Origin of the sequence: Olleya marilimosa CAM030 (assembly GCF_000518485.1) — a bacterium.
GTDB lineage: Bacteria > Bacteroidota > Bacteroidia > Flavobacteriales > Flavobacteriaceae > Olleya > Olleya marilimosa.
The window spans coordinates 610593-629162 of sequence record NZ_JADR01000001.1 but is presented as its reverse complement, the minus strand read 5'-3'; the positions used below and the strand labels follow the sequence as shown (position 1 = coordinate 629162).

Annotated in this window: 17 protein-coding genes; 3 read left to right on the top strand and 14 right to left on the bottom strand. The window is 30.9% G+C overall.

Translation table 11 applies throughout. From position 1 onward, the window contains the following. Positions 1 to 15: 15 nt before the first annotated feature. From M890_RS0103115 to M890_RS0103060, 12 genes are all read right to left on the bottom strand, one after another. Positions 16 to 2304 carry an alginate lyase family protein gene (locus tag M890_RS0103115; RefSeq protein WP_028282124.1) on the bottom strand — a complete coding sequence of 763 codons (2289 nt, stop codon included), beginning with the start codon at positions 2302 to 2304 and terminating at the stop codon, positions 16 to 18. A gap of 6 nt (positions 2305 to 2310) precedes the next feature. After that, positions 2311 to 4596, bottom strand: coding sequence for a heparinase II/III family protein (locus tag M890_RS15685; protein WP_051437430.1), 2286 nt, complete (start codon positions 4594 to 4596; stop codon positions 2311 to 2313). A 1-nt stretch (position 4597) separates the two neighbouring features. Beyond that, positions 4598 to 6901: a chondroitinase-B domain-containing protein gene (locus M890_RS0103105; protein WP_028282123.1), complete on the bottom strand. Its 2304-nt coding sequence runs from the start codon at positions 6899 to 6901 to the stop codon at positions 4598 to 4600. A gap of 25 nt (positions 6902 to 6926) precedes the next feature. Next, entirely contained in the window at positions 6927 to 7850 is a 924-nt protein-coding gene (locus M890_RS0103100; RefSeq protein WP_028282122.1) for a polysaccharide lyase family 7 protein, read from the bottom strand. Positions 7851 to 8044: 194 nt separating this feature from the next. After that, entirely contained in the window at positions 8045 to 9355 is a 1311-nt protein-coding gene (locus tag M890_RS0103095; RefSeq protein WP_028282121.1) for a DEAD/DEAH box helicase, read from the bottom strand. A gap of 3 nt (positions 9356 to 9358) precedes the next feature. Beyond that, positions 9359 to 10699 (bottom strand): DEAD/DEAH box helicase, encoded by a 1341-nt coding sequence (locus M890_RS0103090; protein WP_028282120.1) that lies wholly within the window; start codon positions 10697 to 10699, stop codon positions 9359 to 9361. Positions 10700 to 11024: 325 nt separating this feature from the next. Then, the gene (locus M890_RS0103085; RefSeq protein WP_028282119.1) at positions 11025 to 12083 is read right to left on the bottom strand and encodes an NAD(P)-dependent alcohol dehydrogenase; all 1059 of its coding nucleotides are present in this window, start codon (positions 12081 to 12083) and stop codon (positions 11025 to 11027) included. 2 nt (positions 12084 to 12085) lie between these two features. Continuing rightward, positions 12086 to 12511: an OsmC family protein gene (locus M890_RS0103080; RefSeq protein WP_028282118.1), complete on the bottom strand. Its 426-nt coding sequence runs from the start codon at positions 12509 to 12511 to the stop codon at positions 12086 to 12088. A 27-nt stretch (positions 12512 to 12538) separates the two neighbouring features. Continuing rightward, a complete protein-coding gene (locus tag M890_RS0103075) occupies positions 12539 to 13633 on the bottom strand; it encodes an alkene reductase (RefSeq protein WP_028282117.1) in 1095 nt (364 codons plus the stop codon). 83 nt (positions 13634 to 13716) lie between these two features. Next, complete coding sequence (locus M890_RS0103070; RefSeq protein WP_028282116.1) at positions 13717 to 14292, bottom strand: Crp/Fnr family transcriptional regulator; 576 nt, start codon at positions 14290 to 14292, stop codon at positions 13717 to 13719. A gap of 148 nt (positions 14293 to 14440) precedes the next feature. Beyond that, on the bottom strand, positions 14441 to 14896 hold the full coding sequence (locus M890_RS0103065; RefSeq protein ID WP_028282115.1) for a cold-shock protein: 456 nt from the start codon (positions 14894 to 14896) through the stop codon (positions 14441 to 14443). A 207-nt stretch (positions 14897 to 15103) separates the two neighbouring features. Next, the gene (locus tag M890_RS0103060) at positions 15104 to 16021 is read right to left on the bottom strand and encodes an EamA family transporter (RefSeq protein WP_028282114.1); all 918 of its coding nucleotides are present in this window, start codon (positions 16019 to 16021) and stop codon (positions 15104 to 15106) included. Positions 16022 to 16110: 89 nt separating this feature from the next. Between M890_RS0103060 and M890_RS0103055 the strand changes: the two genes are divergently transcribed. Beyond that, a complete protein-coding gene (locus M890_RS0103055) occupies positions 16111 to 16383 on the top strand; it encodes a DUF3817 domain-containing protein (protein WP_028282113.1) in 273 nt (90 codons plus the stop codon). Between the two features lie 28 nt (positions 16384 to 16411). Here M890_RS0103055 and M890_RS0103050 read toward each other — a convergent pair whose 3' ends face one another. Beyond that, a complete protein-coding gene (locus M890_RS0103050) occupies positions 16412 to 16801 on the bottom strand; it encodes an acyl-CoA thioesterase (protein ID WP_028282112.1) in 390 nt (129 codons plus the stop codon). Positions 16802 to 16919: 118 nt separating this feature from the next. Here M890_RS0103050 and M890_RS0103045 point away from each other — a divergent pair, with 118 nt between their 5' ends. Together M890_RS0103045 and M890_RS15680 are read left to right on the top strand one after the other, a co-directional pair. Continuing rightward, complete coding sequence (locus M890_RS0103045) at positions 16920 to 17336, top strand: hypothetical protein (RefSeq protein WP_028282111.1); 417 nt, start codon at positions 16920 to 16922, stop codon at positions 17334 to 17336. Between the two features lie 8 nt (positions 17337 to 17344). Continuing rightward, positions 17345 to 17791 (top strand): GreA/GreB family elongation factor, encoded by a 447-nt coding sequence (locus M890_RS15680; RefSeq protein WP_051437429.1) that lies wholly within the window; start codon positions 17345 to 17347, stop codon positions 17789 to 17791. Here the strand turns inward: M890_RS15680 and M890_RS0103035 are convergent. Beyond that, positions 17788 to 18459 carry a DUF2461 domain-containing protein gene (locus M890_RS0103035; RefSeq protein ID WP_028282110.1) on the bottom strand — a complete coding sequence of 224 codons (672 nt, stop codon included), beginning with the start codon at positions 18457 to 18459 and terminating at the stop codon, positions 17788 to 17790. The two genes, M890_RS15680 and M890_RS0103035, sit on opposite strands and share 4 nt — an antisense overlap. Between the last annotated feature and the right edge of the window lie 111 nt (positions 18460 to 18570).

Here is an 18570-nt window from a genome sequence, read left to right as displayed (position 1 = left end):
TTTGTCGTTTTTATTTTATTTGAAATAATAAGAACCTGACCACTCATAATTCTTATCGTTGATTGTTACATTGTGTTTACCTGTTTTTGAAGCATTTGTATTTGATGTTATAAACAGTTTGGTATTACCTTTTATGTTTGTAATTAAAATTGCTGTATACGCGTCGGTATTTAATACCACTTCTAATTGTTTTATGTTACTGTTAGAGTTAATAGCAGACTCTGTTACTGGACTATAACTTCCATGGGCTTCAATGGTTGATACAAAAATTGTGTTTTTAGCATTTTTTCGTCTTAACATAAACGCAGCTTCACGTCTTAAATTAAAGTCTGGATCATTTGCTCCAATTCTGGTAAAATACAATTGATCATTAGTGTCTGTTAAAGTGGTTAAGGTGTAAAACTTGCCTTTATTTAACCATGATAACTGAGTGTTTTCACTAGTTGCATTTGCTGTTGCTTCTACATATAAATGTTGATAACCATTTTTGGTGCCTAATGGGTTTAGTGTAGCTGGTACTTTATAGTCAAAATTAGTTTGTATAAGTTGACCTAAGAAGTAATACGGAAAGTCATATTTATTAGCTTTATCTGAAGTAATTTTCATGATGTCTAACACATAAGGTTTTTCAAAATCCTGATCTTTAATAATAGCCATAGTACGTAATAGCTCTGTACCTGGATAGGCATTAGTCTCTTTTGCACTAGCGACTTGTACATTATCATTATCTGAAGTAAAGTAATTTAAAACCGAATGATGTTGACTACCAACTTCATATTTTGCATCAAAATGTGACGTTTCATTTTGAGTTACCGTATTGTGTGCAATGGTTTGTTTTGCCCAAGTTTTGTTTTCTTTTAAATAATTTCCACCACCTTTTTGCTCGATGTTTACAAATCTTGATAAACCATAATCTTGAAGAATTTCTTCACCTTTTTCATACAAAGAATAGGATAGCTTATCGTAATGACCATGACTAGAACCTTGTGCTGCATATTTAAAGACTAGTTCTATTGCTTCGTTTCTTAAAATAGCCACTCCTCCTTGTGTTCCGTTTGGACCATCTGATAGGTTTATTGATTTTTTAGTAAACGGTTTTGCTTGATTATTTTTAATACCTAGTGCAACAGCTAATCCAGAGTCGTCCAATAACACACGATCTTGTTTTTGCGCAATACTAAGTAAACCTGGATCTTGAGTCCCAAAATGATAAGAAATATCTACAGCAGTAACTAAAGCACTAGTGTAATAAGACATGCCTTTTTGACCATCGTTTAAAGGAAAAAAATCGCCATCTGCATCAGATAAATTCAATAAAGCATTAATGGATTTAAGTAAAACACCATCTTTGTATTCAAATATTTTTAATTCTGGTTTCACGTTATGCAATCCTTCAGCAAAAATTAAAAAAGGATACATGGCGTAACGTTGGTAATAAGGTCCTTCGTTATAATATCCATCTGGAGAAAATGGTTCTTCTATGTTTGCTAAAAAACCAGCTTTACCATCTTTATTTAAAAAGCCACCATCATCGTCTTTTTTATTAGTATCTAACTTTAAGTCTTTAATTCCGTATAAAGCACGATCTATTAATTCTTGATCGTCCATCACTAAACCTATCATACCAACAGCTGCATTACCCCAAGTACTATGGTTGTGGACGCGTTGGTAAAATTGCGGACTGTCTACAGAGATATGATCTGCAAATGGTTTAAATAAGTTGGTTTCTAATGTATCACGTTCTTCTTTGGTTAAATAATTATAAATACAATCGTAAGCCTGACTGACATATACTAACCAATTAGAGTCATTTAAACATTGCCAAAATAATTTACCTCTTGCATAAGATCTTGTTTTGGGATGTAATGGTAACGTTTTATAAAGCGCTTCATATTGCATCAACATATCTTTTACATATTTAGCATATTTTTCATCATCTAAAATTTGATACAACACACCAGCTTTTTGCATGACCATCATATTGCTTTTATGACGTACATGTGTGTAACCACCAGAATAGTCTACAGGAATTGGTGTATCTATACCTAAAACAATTTCGGCATCTACTTCTTCTTTTACTGATTGTAAGGTTTTATCAAAAATTGGGATACTACCTAATTGGGCTCTAATTTCTTTAACGCCTTGAGCAGTCAAAATCAATTTTGGATGCGCTTCTTTAGCATTAGAATTATCTTTAAGAATTTTGTTTTTTATTACAGTTGTTTCCTTGTTATTACAAGATAACATGATAAAAACCAGTAAAAACAAGCTGTATTTTAATATTAAATCTATTTTATTAGTCATGATTTTTTAATTTTTGGCAAACTCTAATATATATTCCTGATTTCCATTTACAGGGATTTTACCAGAATTATAAACTGTTTTATTTACTATTTTGAAGGGTTTACCATCTACCATTACTTGCATATTTAAATCATTATATGGTTGAGATAATAATTGTATTGTTATCGTATTATTATTGCGAGTAATATAAACATCTGAAGTTTTTGAAAATGAAATCGATACTTGTTTATCCGTTATGGTTTGAACAGAAAATAATAATGAAGTCTCTGCTTTAGTTAACGACACAGATTGTTTGTTGTTAGTTTTCCAGTTAGATTGATTTAATATCCAACCTTTCAATTCTGGAACACTAAGCGTTTCGTCAATACGCTTATCATAAGTTTTAAAAGGAAAAATTACACTTATAAAACTGAATGACTTGTCACTGTTTTTAGAAACCACAGACCATTGCTTACCTCTTGCTCCATCTGTTTGTACACTATCAACTGTATGTAGTTGTAAAATATCTAAACCAGAACCATCATCAAACGAAGATCGTAACAAGTTTGGACCATTTTCTTGACTATAATGACCTTGCCATACCTGTTTATAGGTATGATTAGTTTGTGATTCAAAATTATCTTTTACTATCCAAAACTCTTTGTTTAAAGCAATAACTTGTCTTGTATAATCAACACCAATATTACTAAAACCATCATGACTGCCTACAAAAACATCCAACGCCTTATTAGTAGACCATGTTAATGTTTTTGGTTTTGGTAATTTTTTAAATTTTCCAAAACCGCTACCTCCTTTGTTACTTGTATATTGTTTACCAAGTAGTTGATTATCTACCAAAGCAACATTCTTGGTCATGGAGTTTTTAAATAATTCTAAATCTAAAAGAGAATATCTAACCTGATAATTAGGTAAAACAACTTTTCCATTAGCCATTGCTTGTATTCCCAATATATCACCATGTTGATGGTCTGGTTTAATTGGGTCTACTCCTGCTGAAATAACCATGACAGTATCATCTTTATCCCAACCTTCTCTCATAAAATAATAACCAGTATCAGGAAAGTCTAACGATAATGCTTTTGGAGCTGATGTTTGCTTGTTTTTAAGTTTATCTAATTGAGATTGGCTAGCTGTCCAATAAAACTTAGTGCTTAATTTATCATTAGCAAAATAACCGATTTCTGGATTTTCAAAAAGAAGATATCCTAAAGTCATTGCTCCAGAAATATCGTTTGTTTCTGACCAAGGTGTATCTGTATCATCTGACAACACTGGAGCAGATTTATCTGGAAAAGCAATTTTTGAAAGCGTTGTGAACAAAGATTTTAGTTTGCTTTCCCACACCGCTTGTATTGGTAGATTACTTTTTTTAGCTAATTGATAGACATAATAATAAGTCCCAATGTCGCTAATGTGGTAATGCACTGTACGTTCAAACTGGAAACCGTCATTATTAATTTCCTTATCTAAATGCACTCCTAAAAGACTCATAGCATGATTATACCATTGATCTGCACCTTCAAAATCTTTTAAAATAATTGCAATCATTGCTAAAGCGGTTAATCCTCTAGTTTGGTGATTACCAGGTACAAATTCTTGATTGTTTTCAAATAAATGTTGTGCATGCTGCAAAAAAGTAGCGATGGTTACCAGTTGCTCTTGATCAGAATAACCCGATTGTCCTAAAAACAAACTATGTAACTTTAACCAATTAATTACACGATAACCAGACCTAAAGGCTTCGTAAACACCATTACCATCTGCAATAATTTCAAATTGATTATTTGATAATGCTTTGTTTAACGATGCTAATTGCTGAGTAAAATAGTCTAAAAATGTTATGTCTTTATTTTGATAAAAGTAATAGTAGCCTATATCTACCATTTTGTGCTGTCTAGCCAAATGCCTTAAAGCATAGGTATTTACGGGTTGACCATTTTGATAATTAAAAGGTAGTTTCCATTGTGCATTAGATGGGAATTTTGCTAAATGGTCTAACGCACGTTCTGTATGACCAGCTTCAGCTTCTGGATACAAATTTTTGTATTCTTTAAATCTTGCTTCGTTAGTTTTCCAATCATAAAAATAACGTTCTGAGAATTTTTCTCTGAAATACTCAGCCAATCGTTGCTCTGAAATTTCACCATTTACACTAAGTTGTTTTTTTACAGGCTTAGTTAAATAATTACTCAGCTCTTGGATAGTTAAAACTTTATCAGATGGAATATTTTGAGCACCTAAAATGTGCACAAAACCTAAACATATTATTAAATTGAAGCAAAAGACTTTCATACTAATACATTAATTTCAGTTTTAAATTCTGTACAACTTTAATTTCACCAGAATTAGTAATAGTATTATTTTCAGGTTTTTGATCTTTTTCTCCCCAAAGGACAGCTACAACCTTAACTGGATTATTTTTAAAGGTATTATTAGCAAATTCAACATTAACAATACCTCTGTTTTTAATTAAGATATTTTCGGTTTCTGCTGTTCCACAATTTGTTACTGTATTATCCTTAAATACTAAGTTTCCGCCAATAGTAGACTCGTCATAACCACCACGATAATAATTTAAAACATTAGCATCTACATTACTAAAAGTATTATTAGTTACGTAAACAAACTCACTGTTATAATCACCTTTGTCGTTAGTTTCTTTATTTAATTGAATCCCACTCTTACAGTTTTTAATAATGGAATTAGCTACCGAAACGGTATCTGCAAAAGACCCTTTAGATACTTCTAATACGCTGTTAAACTCACTAACCTCAGTATTATTTAGCCACAAGCCATAAGCGCTACTCATATTTTTATCTAATGTTTTAAAAGCAGCTTGCGTTTGGTTTCCTTTTAAAATAAGGTCTTCAATATGTAACACGCCTTTTGGCTGCATTGAAAAAGCTGTAGTATTAGATGTGAAGCTTATTTCTGCTTTATTATTTTTATCTGAAGACTTTAATGTAATTAATTTAGAAATTGGTAAAGCTTCATTAATTTGGTAATCTCCAGCTTGTAAGCTTATTGTATCTCCTGAGTTTGCTTTTGCTAAAGCTTCTATTAATTGAGTTGATGTACTTACTTTAATTGTTTTAGCTTCAGTTTTTGCTTTTTTAGTATCAAACCAATCCGTTCCGTAATTTGATGAATCGTATAATGCTTTATAATCTCCTGTATTGATTATAGCTCCTACAGCATTATTTTCTGAAGTTCTTTTATTCCCGAAAAGGTCAGTGTCAATCGTTTCAAAATCAAAACCTAAATACACATTACTATTATCTATTTTTGGTACCATTAATTGAGACGACACTTTGGTAACATCCATATTTGCTGTTATTAAACCTTTTGGTTTAACCTCACTTTTATTAGCACTATTTGTATAATTGTTTTTAAATAAAACACCATCTACCTTGTCGTAATTTTTAATAGGAAAATCAAAAGGCGTTTGATTATATAATATATTATTAGCAATTACAGTTCTTATTGGTCGTGCCGAACGGATTTCGGACTTAGGTAATACTTCGCTTTGACTAACATTTGATCCAACACTAAAATGAAAAGGTGTTTTTGTATCTATAAAGGAGTTATGTGCTATAACAACGTCTGTTACTTGATTATAACGATTTAAAGGTGATTTAGGAATTCCATTCATTATTGCTAAAGGCGCTCTAAATGTTGATCCTTTTAATTTATAGAAGTAATTATTTGTAATCCAATGTCCTGTATTAATAACTCTAATTCCGCCAATAAATTCAGAATTATCATTACCTATAAAAATGTTTCCATCAATTGTAGCATAGTTTCCGTGACGTAAAACTAAAGAGCCTTCGCTTTCAAAAAACACGTTGTTTTTAAAAGTATTGTTATTAGATTTACTTGAGATAATTTCAACTTCACCATTACAACGTTCAAATAAATTGTTTTCTACATTGGTATGTGATGGTGTCATAGATGTACCACTATCTCCTATTTGCATTGTCTCACCATGTGGACCTCCTTTTCTTGGTCTAGGTCCAAAATGGTTATTTATTATTTGATGGTAGTTTTTTATATGTTGGTTACCATCCAATCTTACCATTACGGTTGGACCAAAATTTGATTTTCCGGTAATATAATTATTACTTAATTGGTTATGACGTCCCCAAAACTCAACCCAATGATCACTAACATCTCTATCTGGTTGTGTAAAAGCATCAATTACACAATTAGTTACTGTACTGTGATTAGCTATTAAAGTGTCATTTATTTTAAATTGAATAACATTTTTTGAAGGTGTATATCCATTTTTAAAATGTAGGCCTTCTACTACTAAATAGTCTCCACCAATTTTTAAATTAGAAACTCCTTCTATACTTACTTCTCCTGGAGTTTCAGCTTTTAATGTGATTGGTTTATTTGCAGTCCCATGACCATAAAATTCAATTTCAACATCTTTATAGACGCCATTTGCTAATATTATATTATCTCCAGCACTACTATTTTTAATAGCTTCATGCAATGCTTCAATTGAATTTACTTTGATATTGTTTAAGGTGTCAGAGTTTCCGCAAGAAACTAATATTAAAGACAATACAAAAAGCGTTATTATTTTTTTCATCTATAAATTGATTAAATTATAATTATTAATGTGTCACGTTTAAACTAAAATATTTGATGTACGCAAAACCATTTGGACTTGTCGTACCTAAATAATTTCCAGCTTTAAAATAGTTGTGAAAAGGCCATTTATTTAAACTAATGTCAGTATACACAAGTGGTTCTTGATTATTTAACTGTACTTCTACTCTACCTGTTGAAGCCGAAATCCTAAAATCAAATGCTTCAAATCCAACGTAACCTAAATTATCTTTTATGTCAAACCATGTTGCACTAGACGTGTCAAGAAGCGCATCACCTGAAGTGGTTTGGTCTACTAAAGATTTTTTATGAGACCATAGGTAACCGTCCTTCCAATATATTTTAATTAAAGGAGGTCCATTATTAGAAGACAATCCATGACTAGCCATATCCTCTTCTGTTATAATTCCGTGAATTTGCATTACAATGACTTTATGGTAATTAGCATTTGTCTCTAAATCCTCTGATATAGATTCTAATTGCAGTCTGCCAATCATTTCTCCTCCATCAGATAAAGACCAATTTTGCTTGGCATTATTAGGATTGATTAATTCTCTAAGTTCTGTTCTGGAATATGAACTATTTGAGGTCGAAATTTCTGGAAATGTGTAAAATACTAAAGCAGTATTTGACAAATCATTATATAAATAAGGTTGTACCGCTTCTATATTTTGATATCCAAAATTTACTAGTTGGTTTGGTTGATACTCGTCTGGAGAGCCATTATTGTTTTGGTCAACTGGTAAAGTCAATTTCCAGTTACTAAAATCTATTATAGCACTATTGTTTACTGTTTGAGGTGAGTTTACCGTCGTTGGTATATTTGCTATGCTTTCCTCCTGATTATCAGTAGACGAGCATGACATCCATAGTGTTAAAAACAATGCTGTTTTTAATATAAATGCGTTTGAAGAAATAGCGAATTTCATTATTAAAATATAAAACTTTACAAATTGGTTTACCAAACTGGTTGACCAAATATAAAGGTTTTATATTAATATTAAAATTTTTAACTGTTTTATTAATAAATTGTTAATTATTAGACTTAAAAATGATTAAACAATAAGTGGAATTAAATTTAGGTTAAATAATACACTAAAGTTAGATAAGTTAAGTGTATTAGTTAAATAGTGTAAACTCTTACCTTTTTCTTTTTTAATCTAGTATTATTAATTTTATCGACGATAATAGATGCTTTGTTTTTTGGAATAGCTACAAACACACAGTCTTGTTTAAGCTCTATAGTTCCAATTTCAGATTTTTCTAGATGACATTGTTTAAACAATACACCAGCAACATCACCTTTTGAAATTTTATCTTTACGTCCTCCAGAAATAAATAGAGTTGCCCAATCTGTAGCTAAAGTATTTACCGTTCCTTTTGGTGTTACAGTAGCATCAAAATTAATAAAATCAGGTAGACGTTCTCCTTCCCATTGTATAACATAAGATGTTCCCTCTGCATTCATACGTGCAGTACGACCGTTACGATGTGTAAACTCTTCTGCTTTTAAAGGTAATTGATAATGTATTATATAATTTAATTCTGGAATATCTAAACCACGAGCAGCAAGGTCTGTGGCAATTATAATTTGGTGAGTTCCGTTTCTAAATTTTATTAATGCACGTTCTCTATCAATTTGCTCCATTCCGCCTTGAAAGCAACCATGAGGAATGTTATTTTTATTTAAAAAATCGCTTACAAATTGAATAGTGTCTTTGTAATTACAAAATATAATACCTGGCTTATTACCAATATCATGTAATAAATCGACTAAAGTTTGAAGTTTATTTTTATCAGGTGATATCACTTGCTTGATTTCTAAATTTGAAACCTTAGTATCTGAATAATCAATAATTAATTCATTTTCAAGACCGACAAAACGTGGAATTTCCATGTCTTGCGTAGCAGAAGTTAATATTCGTTTTTTAATATGTGGTAGACTAGCAATAATCTCACTCATTTCTTTTTCAAAACCGACTTCTAAAGACTTATCAAATTCGTCTAAAACTAGAGTACTAATATCATCTACTAAAAAGGTTTCGCGTCTTAAATGGTCAGCGACACGTCCTGGTGTACCTACTAGAATAGCTGGTGTGTGGGCTAAATCAATTTTATCTTTACTAAAATGTCTTCCTCCATAGACAGCATTGGCTTTAAAACCTGTTCCCATGGTACGAATCACTTGTTCTATCTGAATAGCTAGCTCTCTAGAAGGTACTAAAATTAATAATTGTACATTTTTACAATTGGTATCTAATGCAGTAATAGTTGGTAACAAAAAGGCCAATGTTTTACCAGTCCCTGTTGGAGATAATAACACTGTGTTTTCAGCATTTGTAATAGACAACAAGGCTTCTTCCTGCATTGGATTAAGTGCCTTGATATTTAATTTATCTAAAATATCTTGCTGTACTTTTAAATAGCTACTCATGGTTTATTTTTTCTTTTTTTTCTTTATAACCTCTTGCTTTTCCACAATAGTATTGTTTTCTGCAATGTAATTAGATAAGATTTTATCTACTAACTCTTCCTTGGTTAGATGGTGAAAAATAGTTTTTACTTTTGCTTTAAAATCTTCTGGTATATCTTTGTTTACTTTAGTTTTAAAGATTTTTTTAGCCCAAAGTAAACCATTATTTTCTTCAATACTTTTAGCGTCAGCTTTTTGGTATTGTTTAAAAGTTATTCCTAATTCTGCCTCAAATTCCGGAATATCATGTATTTCATCTTCTTGAATAACACTTAATGCAAGACCGTTTGCTCCTGCTCTAGCTGTACGACCACTTCTATGCACATAGGCATCATAGGTGTCTGGTAAATGATAATTAACTACAAACGCTAAGTCTTTTACATCAATACCACGAGCAGCCAAATCTGTAGCAATAAGTATATTAATATGACCTTCTCTAAATTGACCCATGATTCGATCTCGAATTCCTTGAGTTAAACTTCCATGTATTGCTCCTGATGAAAATTTATTAATGGCTAAATTTTTAGCCAACTTATTGACTGCAGCTTTGGTCTTACAAAAAATAATACCACGTTGACCATCGTTAGCGTTTAAAAAGTGCATTAACACATTTAATTTCTCGATAGGCTCAACCACAACGTATTGATGGTCTATGCCTTGATGACCAACGGTTTCCATATCAGCTTCAATAGTCAACACTTTTTTAGACAAACTGTTTTGAACCAATTGCTTTATTGTTCCTGGCATAGTTGCTGTAAACAATAATGTTCTTCTGCTTTTTGGTAAAACCTTAATTATGGCATCTACACCTTCTTTATGTGCACTCACCATTTCATCTGCTTCATCTAAAACAAAATAAGAGATTTCTTTAATATGTATAGCGTTACGCTCTATTAAGTCGGCTAAACGTCCAGGAGTAGCTACAACAATATGTGTCGTACTTTTAAGTGTTTCTATTTGCGGTTTTATTGGTATACCACCAAAAACACCAGCAATGCTAACTCCTAGTTTAGGCGCATTAAATGCTTCTAAATTTTTAAATATTTGCTGCCCCAACTCTCTTGTTGGAGCTAAAATTACTGCCTGAATATTATTTTTGCTATTGTCTATTAATTGTAATAATGGTAATCCAAAAGCTACTGTTTTTCCGGTTCCTGTTTTTGCTATAGCTACAACATCCTCTGTATTGTTAAGTATTACAGGTATTACTTTTGATTGAATATCTGTTGGATCTGTGATTTGCAAATCTGCTAAAGCACTTTGCAATGCTGCATTAATCCCTAAACTAGAAAACTGTTGTGACATAAAATATAATTTTATGCAAAGATAGTAGAGTTTTGTTGGTTTAACAGATTTATATGATGGGATTTGGTATACATTTTATAGACTGTTATCAAACTATATATACAATAGAGTTTAACTACTATCTACGCAAATAATATTTTACATGAATAACCATATTGTTTTGTAAAGTTAAGTGTTATACGTTATCTAGAGTAGACCAATGATAGATTGTACTATGTAAAATATACACTACTATTTTAGAAGATTTTTTTCGGCTTTAGCCTAAACACAAAAACAGCCTCTAAATAACTTAGAGGCTGTTTTTTATATAATAAAAAAAAGTGCTTTAATTTTTAAGCGATTTCATGTCAATTACAAATCTGTATTTAACATCGTTACTTGTAACACGATCGTAGGCTTTATTAATATCTTGCATATCGATAAGCTCTATATCACTTGTAATATTATGTTCTCCACAAAAATCTAACATCTCTTGCGTTTCCTTAATACCACCAATTAAAGATCCAGCAATACGTTTACGACCCATAATGATATTTCCTCCATGGAAAGGTTCTAAAGCTTCTATAGCGCCAACTAAAACCATTGTAGCGTCAATTTTTAATAAGCCTAGATAAGGATCCATTTCATGTCCTACAGGAATAGTATTTAAGATAAAATCAAAACTACCTTGGTGTTTTTTCATATCCTCTTCATCTTTAGACACTAGCACTTCATGTGCGCCTAGTCTTTTTGCATCTTTACCTTTTTCTGGAGATGTTGTAATCATTACAACGTGAGCTCCTAAAGCATTTGCAAATTTAACTCCCATGTGACCTAATCCACCAAGACCAATAACACCAACTTTATCTCCTTTTTTAACTTTCCAGTGACTTAATGGAGACCAAGTAGTAATACCTGCACATAGTAAAGGTGCAGTTGCTGCTTCGTCTATATTCTCAGGTATACGTAATACAAATTTCTCATCAACAACCACTGAAGTAGAATATCCACCGTAAGTCTGTTGGCCTTCTATATGCTTATCAGGACTGTTATAAGTCCAAGTTGTACCATTCTCGCAAAATTGCTCTAAATCTTGGTTACAAGAAGAACAGGTTTGACAAGAATCTACTAAGCAACCTACACCTACTAAATCACCTACTTTATAGTTGTTAACTCCAGTACCTACTTCTGTCACACGACCAATAATTTCGTGTCCTGGTACTACTGGATAGGTAGAACCTTTCCAATCGTTTCTAACAGTATGGATATCACTATGGCAAACACCACAATACGTAATATCAATTTTTACGTCGTCTGTTCCTACAGCTCGTCTTTTAATATCTAAAGGTTTTAAATCTTCGGTTGCTGCTGTTGCACCATATGCTTTTACTGTTGTAGTTGCCATTTTTATGCTTTTTTAAGTGTTACTTTAAGTTCTATCTCTGTGTTTAATACTTTTGAAATTGGGCATACTTCCTTTGCTTTATGTGCGATTTGTTGGAATTTTTCTGCATCAATTTCTGGAACATCTCCTACTAAATTTAAAGTGATTTTGGTAATTGCTCCATCTTCAAATACAACAGTAGCGTCTACGTCTAAACTTGTTGCTGTAAAATTATCTTCGTTTAATAAAAAACTTAACTGCATAGCAAAACATCCTGCATGAGCTGCTCCTATTAATTCTTCTGGATTAGTTCCTTTTTCACCATCCTCAAATCTGGTATGAAATGAATAGGCAGTTTTATCTAAAATCTTACTTCCTGTGGTTAAACTACCATGTCCATCTTTACCACTACCTTTCCATTCTGCATTTGCTTTTCTTGTAAATTTCATCTTGTTTGTTTTTAAGTTAAACTTTTATTATTTAGATGCTTTTGGATAATCTGTATATCCTTTTGGACCTGTTGTATAAAAGGTGTCCTCATCCCATTCTGCCAACTCTAAATTGTTTTCAAAACGCTCTACTAAGTCTGGATTTGAAATAAACAACTTACCGTAAGCTACTAAATCTGCATCACCATTCTCAATAACTTTATTACCCTTTTCTTGGTCAAAGCCTGCATTAATCATAAGTGTACCGTTATATAATGGTCTAAAATGTTTTGCGATTTCTTTGACAGCATACGGAATATCCGAAACATCTGTAAATGGTTCTGATAAGTGGACGTAAGCTAGATTGTAATCGTTTAGTTTTTTTATAATATATTCAAAAGTTGGTATCGTTTCCTCATCCATAGTCATTCCAAAAAGACCATTTAAAGAAGGGTTAAAACGTGCTCCTATTTTTTCTTGCGGAATCACTTCTTTTATTGCCTCTAAAACTTCAAAGAAAAAACGTGTTTTATTCTCTATGCTTCCACCATATTCATCCGTTCTATTATTAGAGGTATTATTAAAAAACTGATGAAATAAGTAACCATTTGAAGAATGAATTTCTACACCATCAAAACCTGCTTTAACTGCATTTGCTGCAGCATTTTTAAAATCTATAACCGTTTGCTTAATCTCTGCAATGGTCATAGCTTTTGGAGTAACAGTATCTTTAAACCCTTCTGGTGTATAAGATTTTGCATTAGGATTTAATGCTGAAGATGATAAAGGCAACTCTCCATTATGAAAGTCTGGATGTGACATACGACCAACATGCCATAATTGAATAAAGATTTTTCCGCCTTTATCATGTACACGTTTGGTTACTTTTTTCCAACCTTCTACTTGTTCATCTGTATGTATTCCTGCAGTATTGATGTAACCTACAGCTTTATTTGATACCTGAGATCCTTCAGTAATTATTAAACCTGCAGATGCACGTTGCTCGTAGTATAATCCATGCAACTCATCCGTAGGTATGTTACCGTCGTTATTAGCACGACTTCGCGTCATAGGTGCCATAACTACTCTGTTTTTTAAATTTATGTTTTTGTTATATGGTAATAATAAAGGTTGTTTGCTCATGTGAAAATATGTAATGTGTTAATTATTACAAACTTACAAATCACTTCCTTCAATTTAATTGATCTATATCAATTAGGACAGTTTTAACTTTTTAGCTGCTTCCTTACTCTACTTAGGTTTTCTGGAGATACACCTAGGTAATTGGCTATATCGTAATTAGGAACGCGATTTTCAATGTTTGGGTAAGACATACAGAATTCAATATAACGCTCTTTAGTATTTTTTTCAAGAGTTGATAAAATACGTTTACGTTGTGCAATAAAGGCTTGCGTTATTAATACTCTGAAATAGCGCTCAAAAATTGGTGCTTTTTTATATATTTTTTGAAGACTATTATAATTAATGGACAATAACGTTGCATCTTCAATAGCTTCGATATAAAGTATGGACGATCCTTGATTATAAAACGCCTCAAAATCTCCAATCCACCAATTCTCTATAGCAAATTGAATAATGTGAATACTTCCCTTATCATCTAAATAATATGCCTTTAAACAGCCTTTAACAACAAAATACTCATGCTGAACATTAGTGCCAGGTTTTAATAAAAACTGACCCTTAGACACAGATATTTGGTTTAAAACAGAATTAAATAATTGTATATCCTCTAAACTTGGAGTTATGTGATTATTTATGTGTTTTATAATTGATGTATGCATACTACAAAGATGCTTAAAATTTAAATCATTATCAATGTAATAATAGTAGTATTACAACTTAAATAACATGGTCATAAACTCTTTAAATTAAAAACAAAAAACCCATTAAGATTGCTCTTAATGGGTTTTTAATTTTAATTATGGTCGATTATATTTTCTTAACCTTAACTGCATTCATTCCTTTCATTCCTCTTTCTAATTCAAAAGATACTTTATCATTTTCTGCAATTTGATCTATTAATCCACTAACGTGGCAAAAATATTTTTCGTTGTTTTCTGTATCGATAATAAATCCAAAACCTTTAGAAGTATCAAAAAATGATACTTTTCCGTTTCTTACTGGATCTTCCTCTTCTCCTTCAACCTTTTTAGGTACTCCTAAAACGATTTCTTCTGCATCAATCTTTTCCTTTAATTCTGGATCTGGTGGAGTATCTACCAAATTACCATTAAAGTCTACATATGCAAACTGTATACCATCAGAACCACCATTAGCTTCTTTGTCAAGCTTACGTGCCTCCATCTTCTTGCGCTTATCTTCTCTTTTCTTTAAGCGTTTTTTTTCTTTTTCACTTTTATTAAATGTTTGTTGCGATTTAGCCATTAGCGTTATTAAATGTGTGTTTTAAATGAATTCATTTGTCAGAAGTAATTAAAAGCTATGTTCTGCTTAACGATTCTAAAGTACTTAAAATAAAGATCAAGGAAAGGTTTACCTGCTTAAATGAGTTACAAAGATAGTGATTTTTTAAATAATTGTATATTAAGTCTTTAAGCTTATTAGAATTTAATTATGCAATAGCCTAAATTATTACTTTTTAAATCTAGAAAAAATCACTATTTTTTTCTTAGAGTTAATAAAGTAGACTCCTGTTAATAAGGTTAAAGCTGCAACAATGGATTGCATAGTAATTTGCTCGTCCAAAACATACCAACCTAAAAATAATGCTATTACTGGATTTACATATGCAGAAGTAGATACTTTTTCTGTAGAGACCTCTTTTAACAAATAATTAAACGCTGTAAATGCAACTACACCACCAAAAACAATTAGCAACAACATAGACCCTTTTGCATTAAGACTCCATTGTGTTGGCATTAACCAAGTTTCGTTAAAAACTAAGCTTAAAAGGGTTAAAAGCAAACTAGCAAAAAGCATTTGATAACCTGTTGCCACAAAAAAGTTTTTAGGCAAATCTGATTTTGATACAAATATACTTCCATAACTCCAGCTTAATACACATGAAAATATCATGAGTATACCAATAATACTATCCTTATTTAGTGATAACGTATCTTGACTAACTAATAAATACATACCTATAAAACCAAAAACAACACCTACGATAGATTTTGTTTTAATTTTTGATCCATGTAAAATACGCATTAAAAATATAACAAATAAAGGTTGTGTTGCTGCTATTAATGCTGCAAAACCACTATCTACATACTTTAAAGCCCATACAAAGACACCATTACCATAGACAAGAAATAAAAAGCCTGCAAAAGCCGAATTTAGTATTTGTTTTTTGGAGGCTTTAAGAGAAATTTTTAGAAATTTTGCGATAATAAAAATTAAGACTCCTGCACAAGCAAACCTAATTCCAGCTAAAAAAAATGGTGCAACCTCTGACACTACAATTTTATTTAGCAAATAAGTCGAACCCCAAATAAAGTAGATCGAGAAAAAAGCAAGTACAATTAATATTGATTTTCTAGTACCATCCATATCATTAATTTTAAACGAAATTAGTGATTAATCGTATATAAATGGTAATTAAAAAAACAATAATTATCTTTGTACAAAAGATAATTATTATGCTTAAAACATTTCGTATTGTAGCTTTATTAGAAGGTATTTCATACTTATTATTAATGGCTGCTGCTATTTATAAAAGACTACCAGAAGGTGACGATTATTACGTAAAACTACTTGGTATGCCACATGGTTTATTGTTTGTAGGCTATATAGCATTAGCTTTTTTGATTAAGCCTGAACAAAAATGGAATAATAAAGTATTTGGTATTGTACTATTAGCTTCCATATTACCTTTTGGTACTTTTTATGTGGATAAAAAATACTTAAAATAAGTAGCCTGTAACCACATAGCGATTACCATTAATTTGCCAATCTGTCTTTAACAAACTCAATTTTTGTTTTACCGTGTGGTTTTGGATTACCATCTTTATCTAGGTTAACCATAATAATATTATCTACAGTAATAATAGTCTCTCTGGTACGCATGTTTCTAACTTCGCAATTTAGAGATATCGAGGTACTACCAAATTTTTTAACCTCCATACCTATTTCTATTATGTCACCTTCAACCGCTTTACTCATAAAGTTAATTTCGCTCATGTATTTGGTCACGACTTTATTGTTTTCTAACTGTATAATAGTATAAAGTGCAGCTTCCTCATCAATCCATGCTAATAACTGACCACCAAACAACGTTCCGTTTGGATTTAAATCTTCGGGTTTAACCCATTTTCTTGTGTGAAATCTCATATTTTTTCTTTAAATCAAAGATAAAAAAACTTGATTGTTAACAACACAGTTAAAAAGTATATTTAACTATACAGCCATTAATCTTTATTATCGATATTTTTAATAAAACTTAATTATTATGACTACAAGAGATACCCAATTACTAGCTATTAGACCTATAATTTCCAGTATTAAAATTAGTGCTAATATGAGTCAAGACGAGCGTTTCCAAAACCTAACGCTAAGACCTGTAATTAAATTACAAAACGAATTATTTATTTTAGTTTTTAGAAATTATATAGCCAAGCATAAAAATGTTTTTTACCAATTAACAATTGAAAAACGTTTAAATTATATTGAAAATGCAGTCCATAAAGACATCAAATTTAGAAATAGTTTGAAAGGAATCATAATTGGTCAATTTACTACAGAAGAATATGAAAAATATATTCTAAATTCGTCCGCTTTAAATAAACGAATGATGTCCATAGTGAAACAACGTTTACAAAGTAATATTCAGCTATTTGATAAACCAGAAATACTAAAAGCAGTTTAATATAACCAATGACAATAAAACAACAACTTCTACAGATTTGTAACGAACATGTAGAAAAACGCATCGCAGATTACAAAAACGAAATAGACTTAATTAAAGAGTCCATTGAAAGTAATGATAAAGGTAGCTCTGACGATGATGATTCTGGAAACGGAAAACTTTTAAATGATTTAGAAAAAAATATGGGTTATCTAAACGAAGCTAGAAAAACCCAAGATTATTTAAAACTAGTAAAAGCTAACTTATTAAGCACTAGTGCAGCTTTGGGTAGTTTAGTAAAAACAGATAGTTTACATTTTTTTATATCCATAAGTGTTGGTAAAATTGAAATTGATAATCAAGATTATTATGCTATCTCATTACAATCACCAATTGGTCAATTACTTAAACAAAAGTCTGCAGGTGACACCTTTGAGTTTAATGGTACCAAGTACACTGTAACAGAAGTTGCTTAATCCTTAATTAATGACACACCATTTAGGTCTGTTGTTAAAACATCACTCATATAATCAAAAAAGGGTCTAATGGTTTTAAAATAATCATTGACCTTTTGTGCAAAATCGTCTTTACAAACTTCTGCATCTGTAAATTGTTTAGTAAAGATGTATTGCTTTTTCTTAATTAAATTAATGGCTTCATGATCTTTGTCAAAATTTCTTGGAGCTGTTTTTAATTCGTCACCTTTCAATTCTCCCCAAACAGATTTAAATTTAGAGTCATTAATTATTGTATTAATCTCATCATCATCCATTTCAAATTCTTTTCTTATTCTTAATAAATCCTCTTTATTAGGGTCCCAAAAGCCACAAGCTATAAAGTTGTTTCCTGGTTGTATTTGCACATAATATCCACCTCTTAACCTTGGTTTAACACGATGAAACGTACCTCCAAAATTATTTTTGTAGGGTAATTTGTTTTTAGAAAAACGCACATCTCTGTAAATTCTAAACAATTTCAATTTATCAAGTTCATCATGCACTTGCATTTTAAGATACATCTCATTAAATACAGCTTTTGTAGCCTTTAAAGCTGCATCATATTCAGATTTATTTTCTGCAAACCACTCACGATTATTATTTTTCTCTAATTTTTTAAGAAATTCTAATGCTTTTTTGATACTCATAAGTTAGTGTTATGATTTAAAAATACAAAAGTCCTAAATTTAATTAGGACTTTTGTTGCTATTAATCAAATACATTTTAAATATATTAAATTAACTTTTCTTTTTCTTAGC

Bases quoted from the DNA above. Each gene is read 5' to 3' on its own strand.
- M890_RS0103115 (WP_028282124.1), bottom strand. From the start codon at position 2,304: ATGACTAATAAAATAGATTTAATATTAAAATACAGCTTGTTTTTACTG.
- M890_RS0103050 (WP_028282112.1), bottom strand. From the start codon at position 16,801: ATGAGATTTCACACAAGAAAATGGGTTAAACCCGAAGATTTAAATCCA.
- M890_RS0103100 (WP_028282122.1), bottom strand. From the start codon at position 7,850: ATGAAATTCGCTATTTCTTCAAACGCATTTATATTAAAAACAGCATTG.
- M890_RS0103070 (WP_028282116.1), bottom strand. From the start codon at position 14,292: ATGCATACATCAATTATAAAACACATAAATAATCACATAACTCCAAGT.
- M890_RS0103090 (WP_028282120.1), bottom strand. From the start codon at position 10,699: ATGTCACAACAGTTTTCTAGTTTAGGGATTAATGCAGCATTGCAAAGT.
- M890_RS0103035 (WP_028282110.1), bottom strand. From the start codon at position 18,459: ATGAGTATCAAAAAAGCATTAGAATTTCTTAAAAAATTAGAGAAAAAT.
- M890_RS0103060 (WP_028282114.1), bottom strand. From the start codon at position 16,021: ATGGATGGTACTAGAAAATCAATATTAATTGTACTTGCTTTTTTCTCG.
- M890_RS0103065 (WP_028282115.1), bottom strand. From the start codon at position 14,896: ATGGCTAAATCGCAACAAACATTTAATAAAAGTGAAAAAGAAAAAAAA.
- M890_RS0103075 (WP_028282117.1), bottom strand. From the start codon at position 13,633: ATGAGCAAACAACCTTTATTATTACCATATAACAAAAACATAAATTTA.
- M890_RS0103055 (WP_028282113.1), top strand. From the start codon at position 16,111: ATGCTTAAAACATTTCGTATTGTAGCTTTATTAGAAGGTATTTCATAC.
- M890_RS0103095 (WP_028282121.1), bottom strand. From the start codon at position 9,355: ATGAGTAGCTATTTAAAAGTACAGCAAGATATTTTAGATAAATTAAAT.
- M890_RS0103105 (WP_028282123.1), bottom strand. From the start codon at position 6,901: ATGAAAAAAATAATAACGCTTTTTGTATTGTCTTTAATATTAGTTTCT.
- M890_RS15680 (WP_051437429.1), top strand. From the start codon at position 17,345: ATGACAATAAAACAACAACTTCTACAGATTTGTAACGAACATGTAGAA.
- M890_RS15685 (WP_051437430.1), bottom strand. From the start codon at position 4,596: ATGAAAGTCTTTTGCTTCAATTTAATAATATGTTTAGGTTTTGTGCAC.
- M890_RS0103080 (WP_028282118.1), bottom strand. From the start codon at position 12,511: ATGAAATTTACAAGAAAAGCAAATGCAGAATGGAAAGGTAGTGGTAAA.
- M890_RS0103045 (WP_028282111.1), top strand. From the start codon at position 16,920: ATGACTACAAGAGATACCCAATTACTAGCTATTAGACCTATAATTTCC.
- M890_RS0103085 (WP_028282119.1), bottom strand. From the start codon at position 12,083: ATGGCAACTACAACAGTAAAAGCATATGGTGCAACAGCAGCAACCGAA.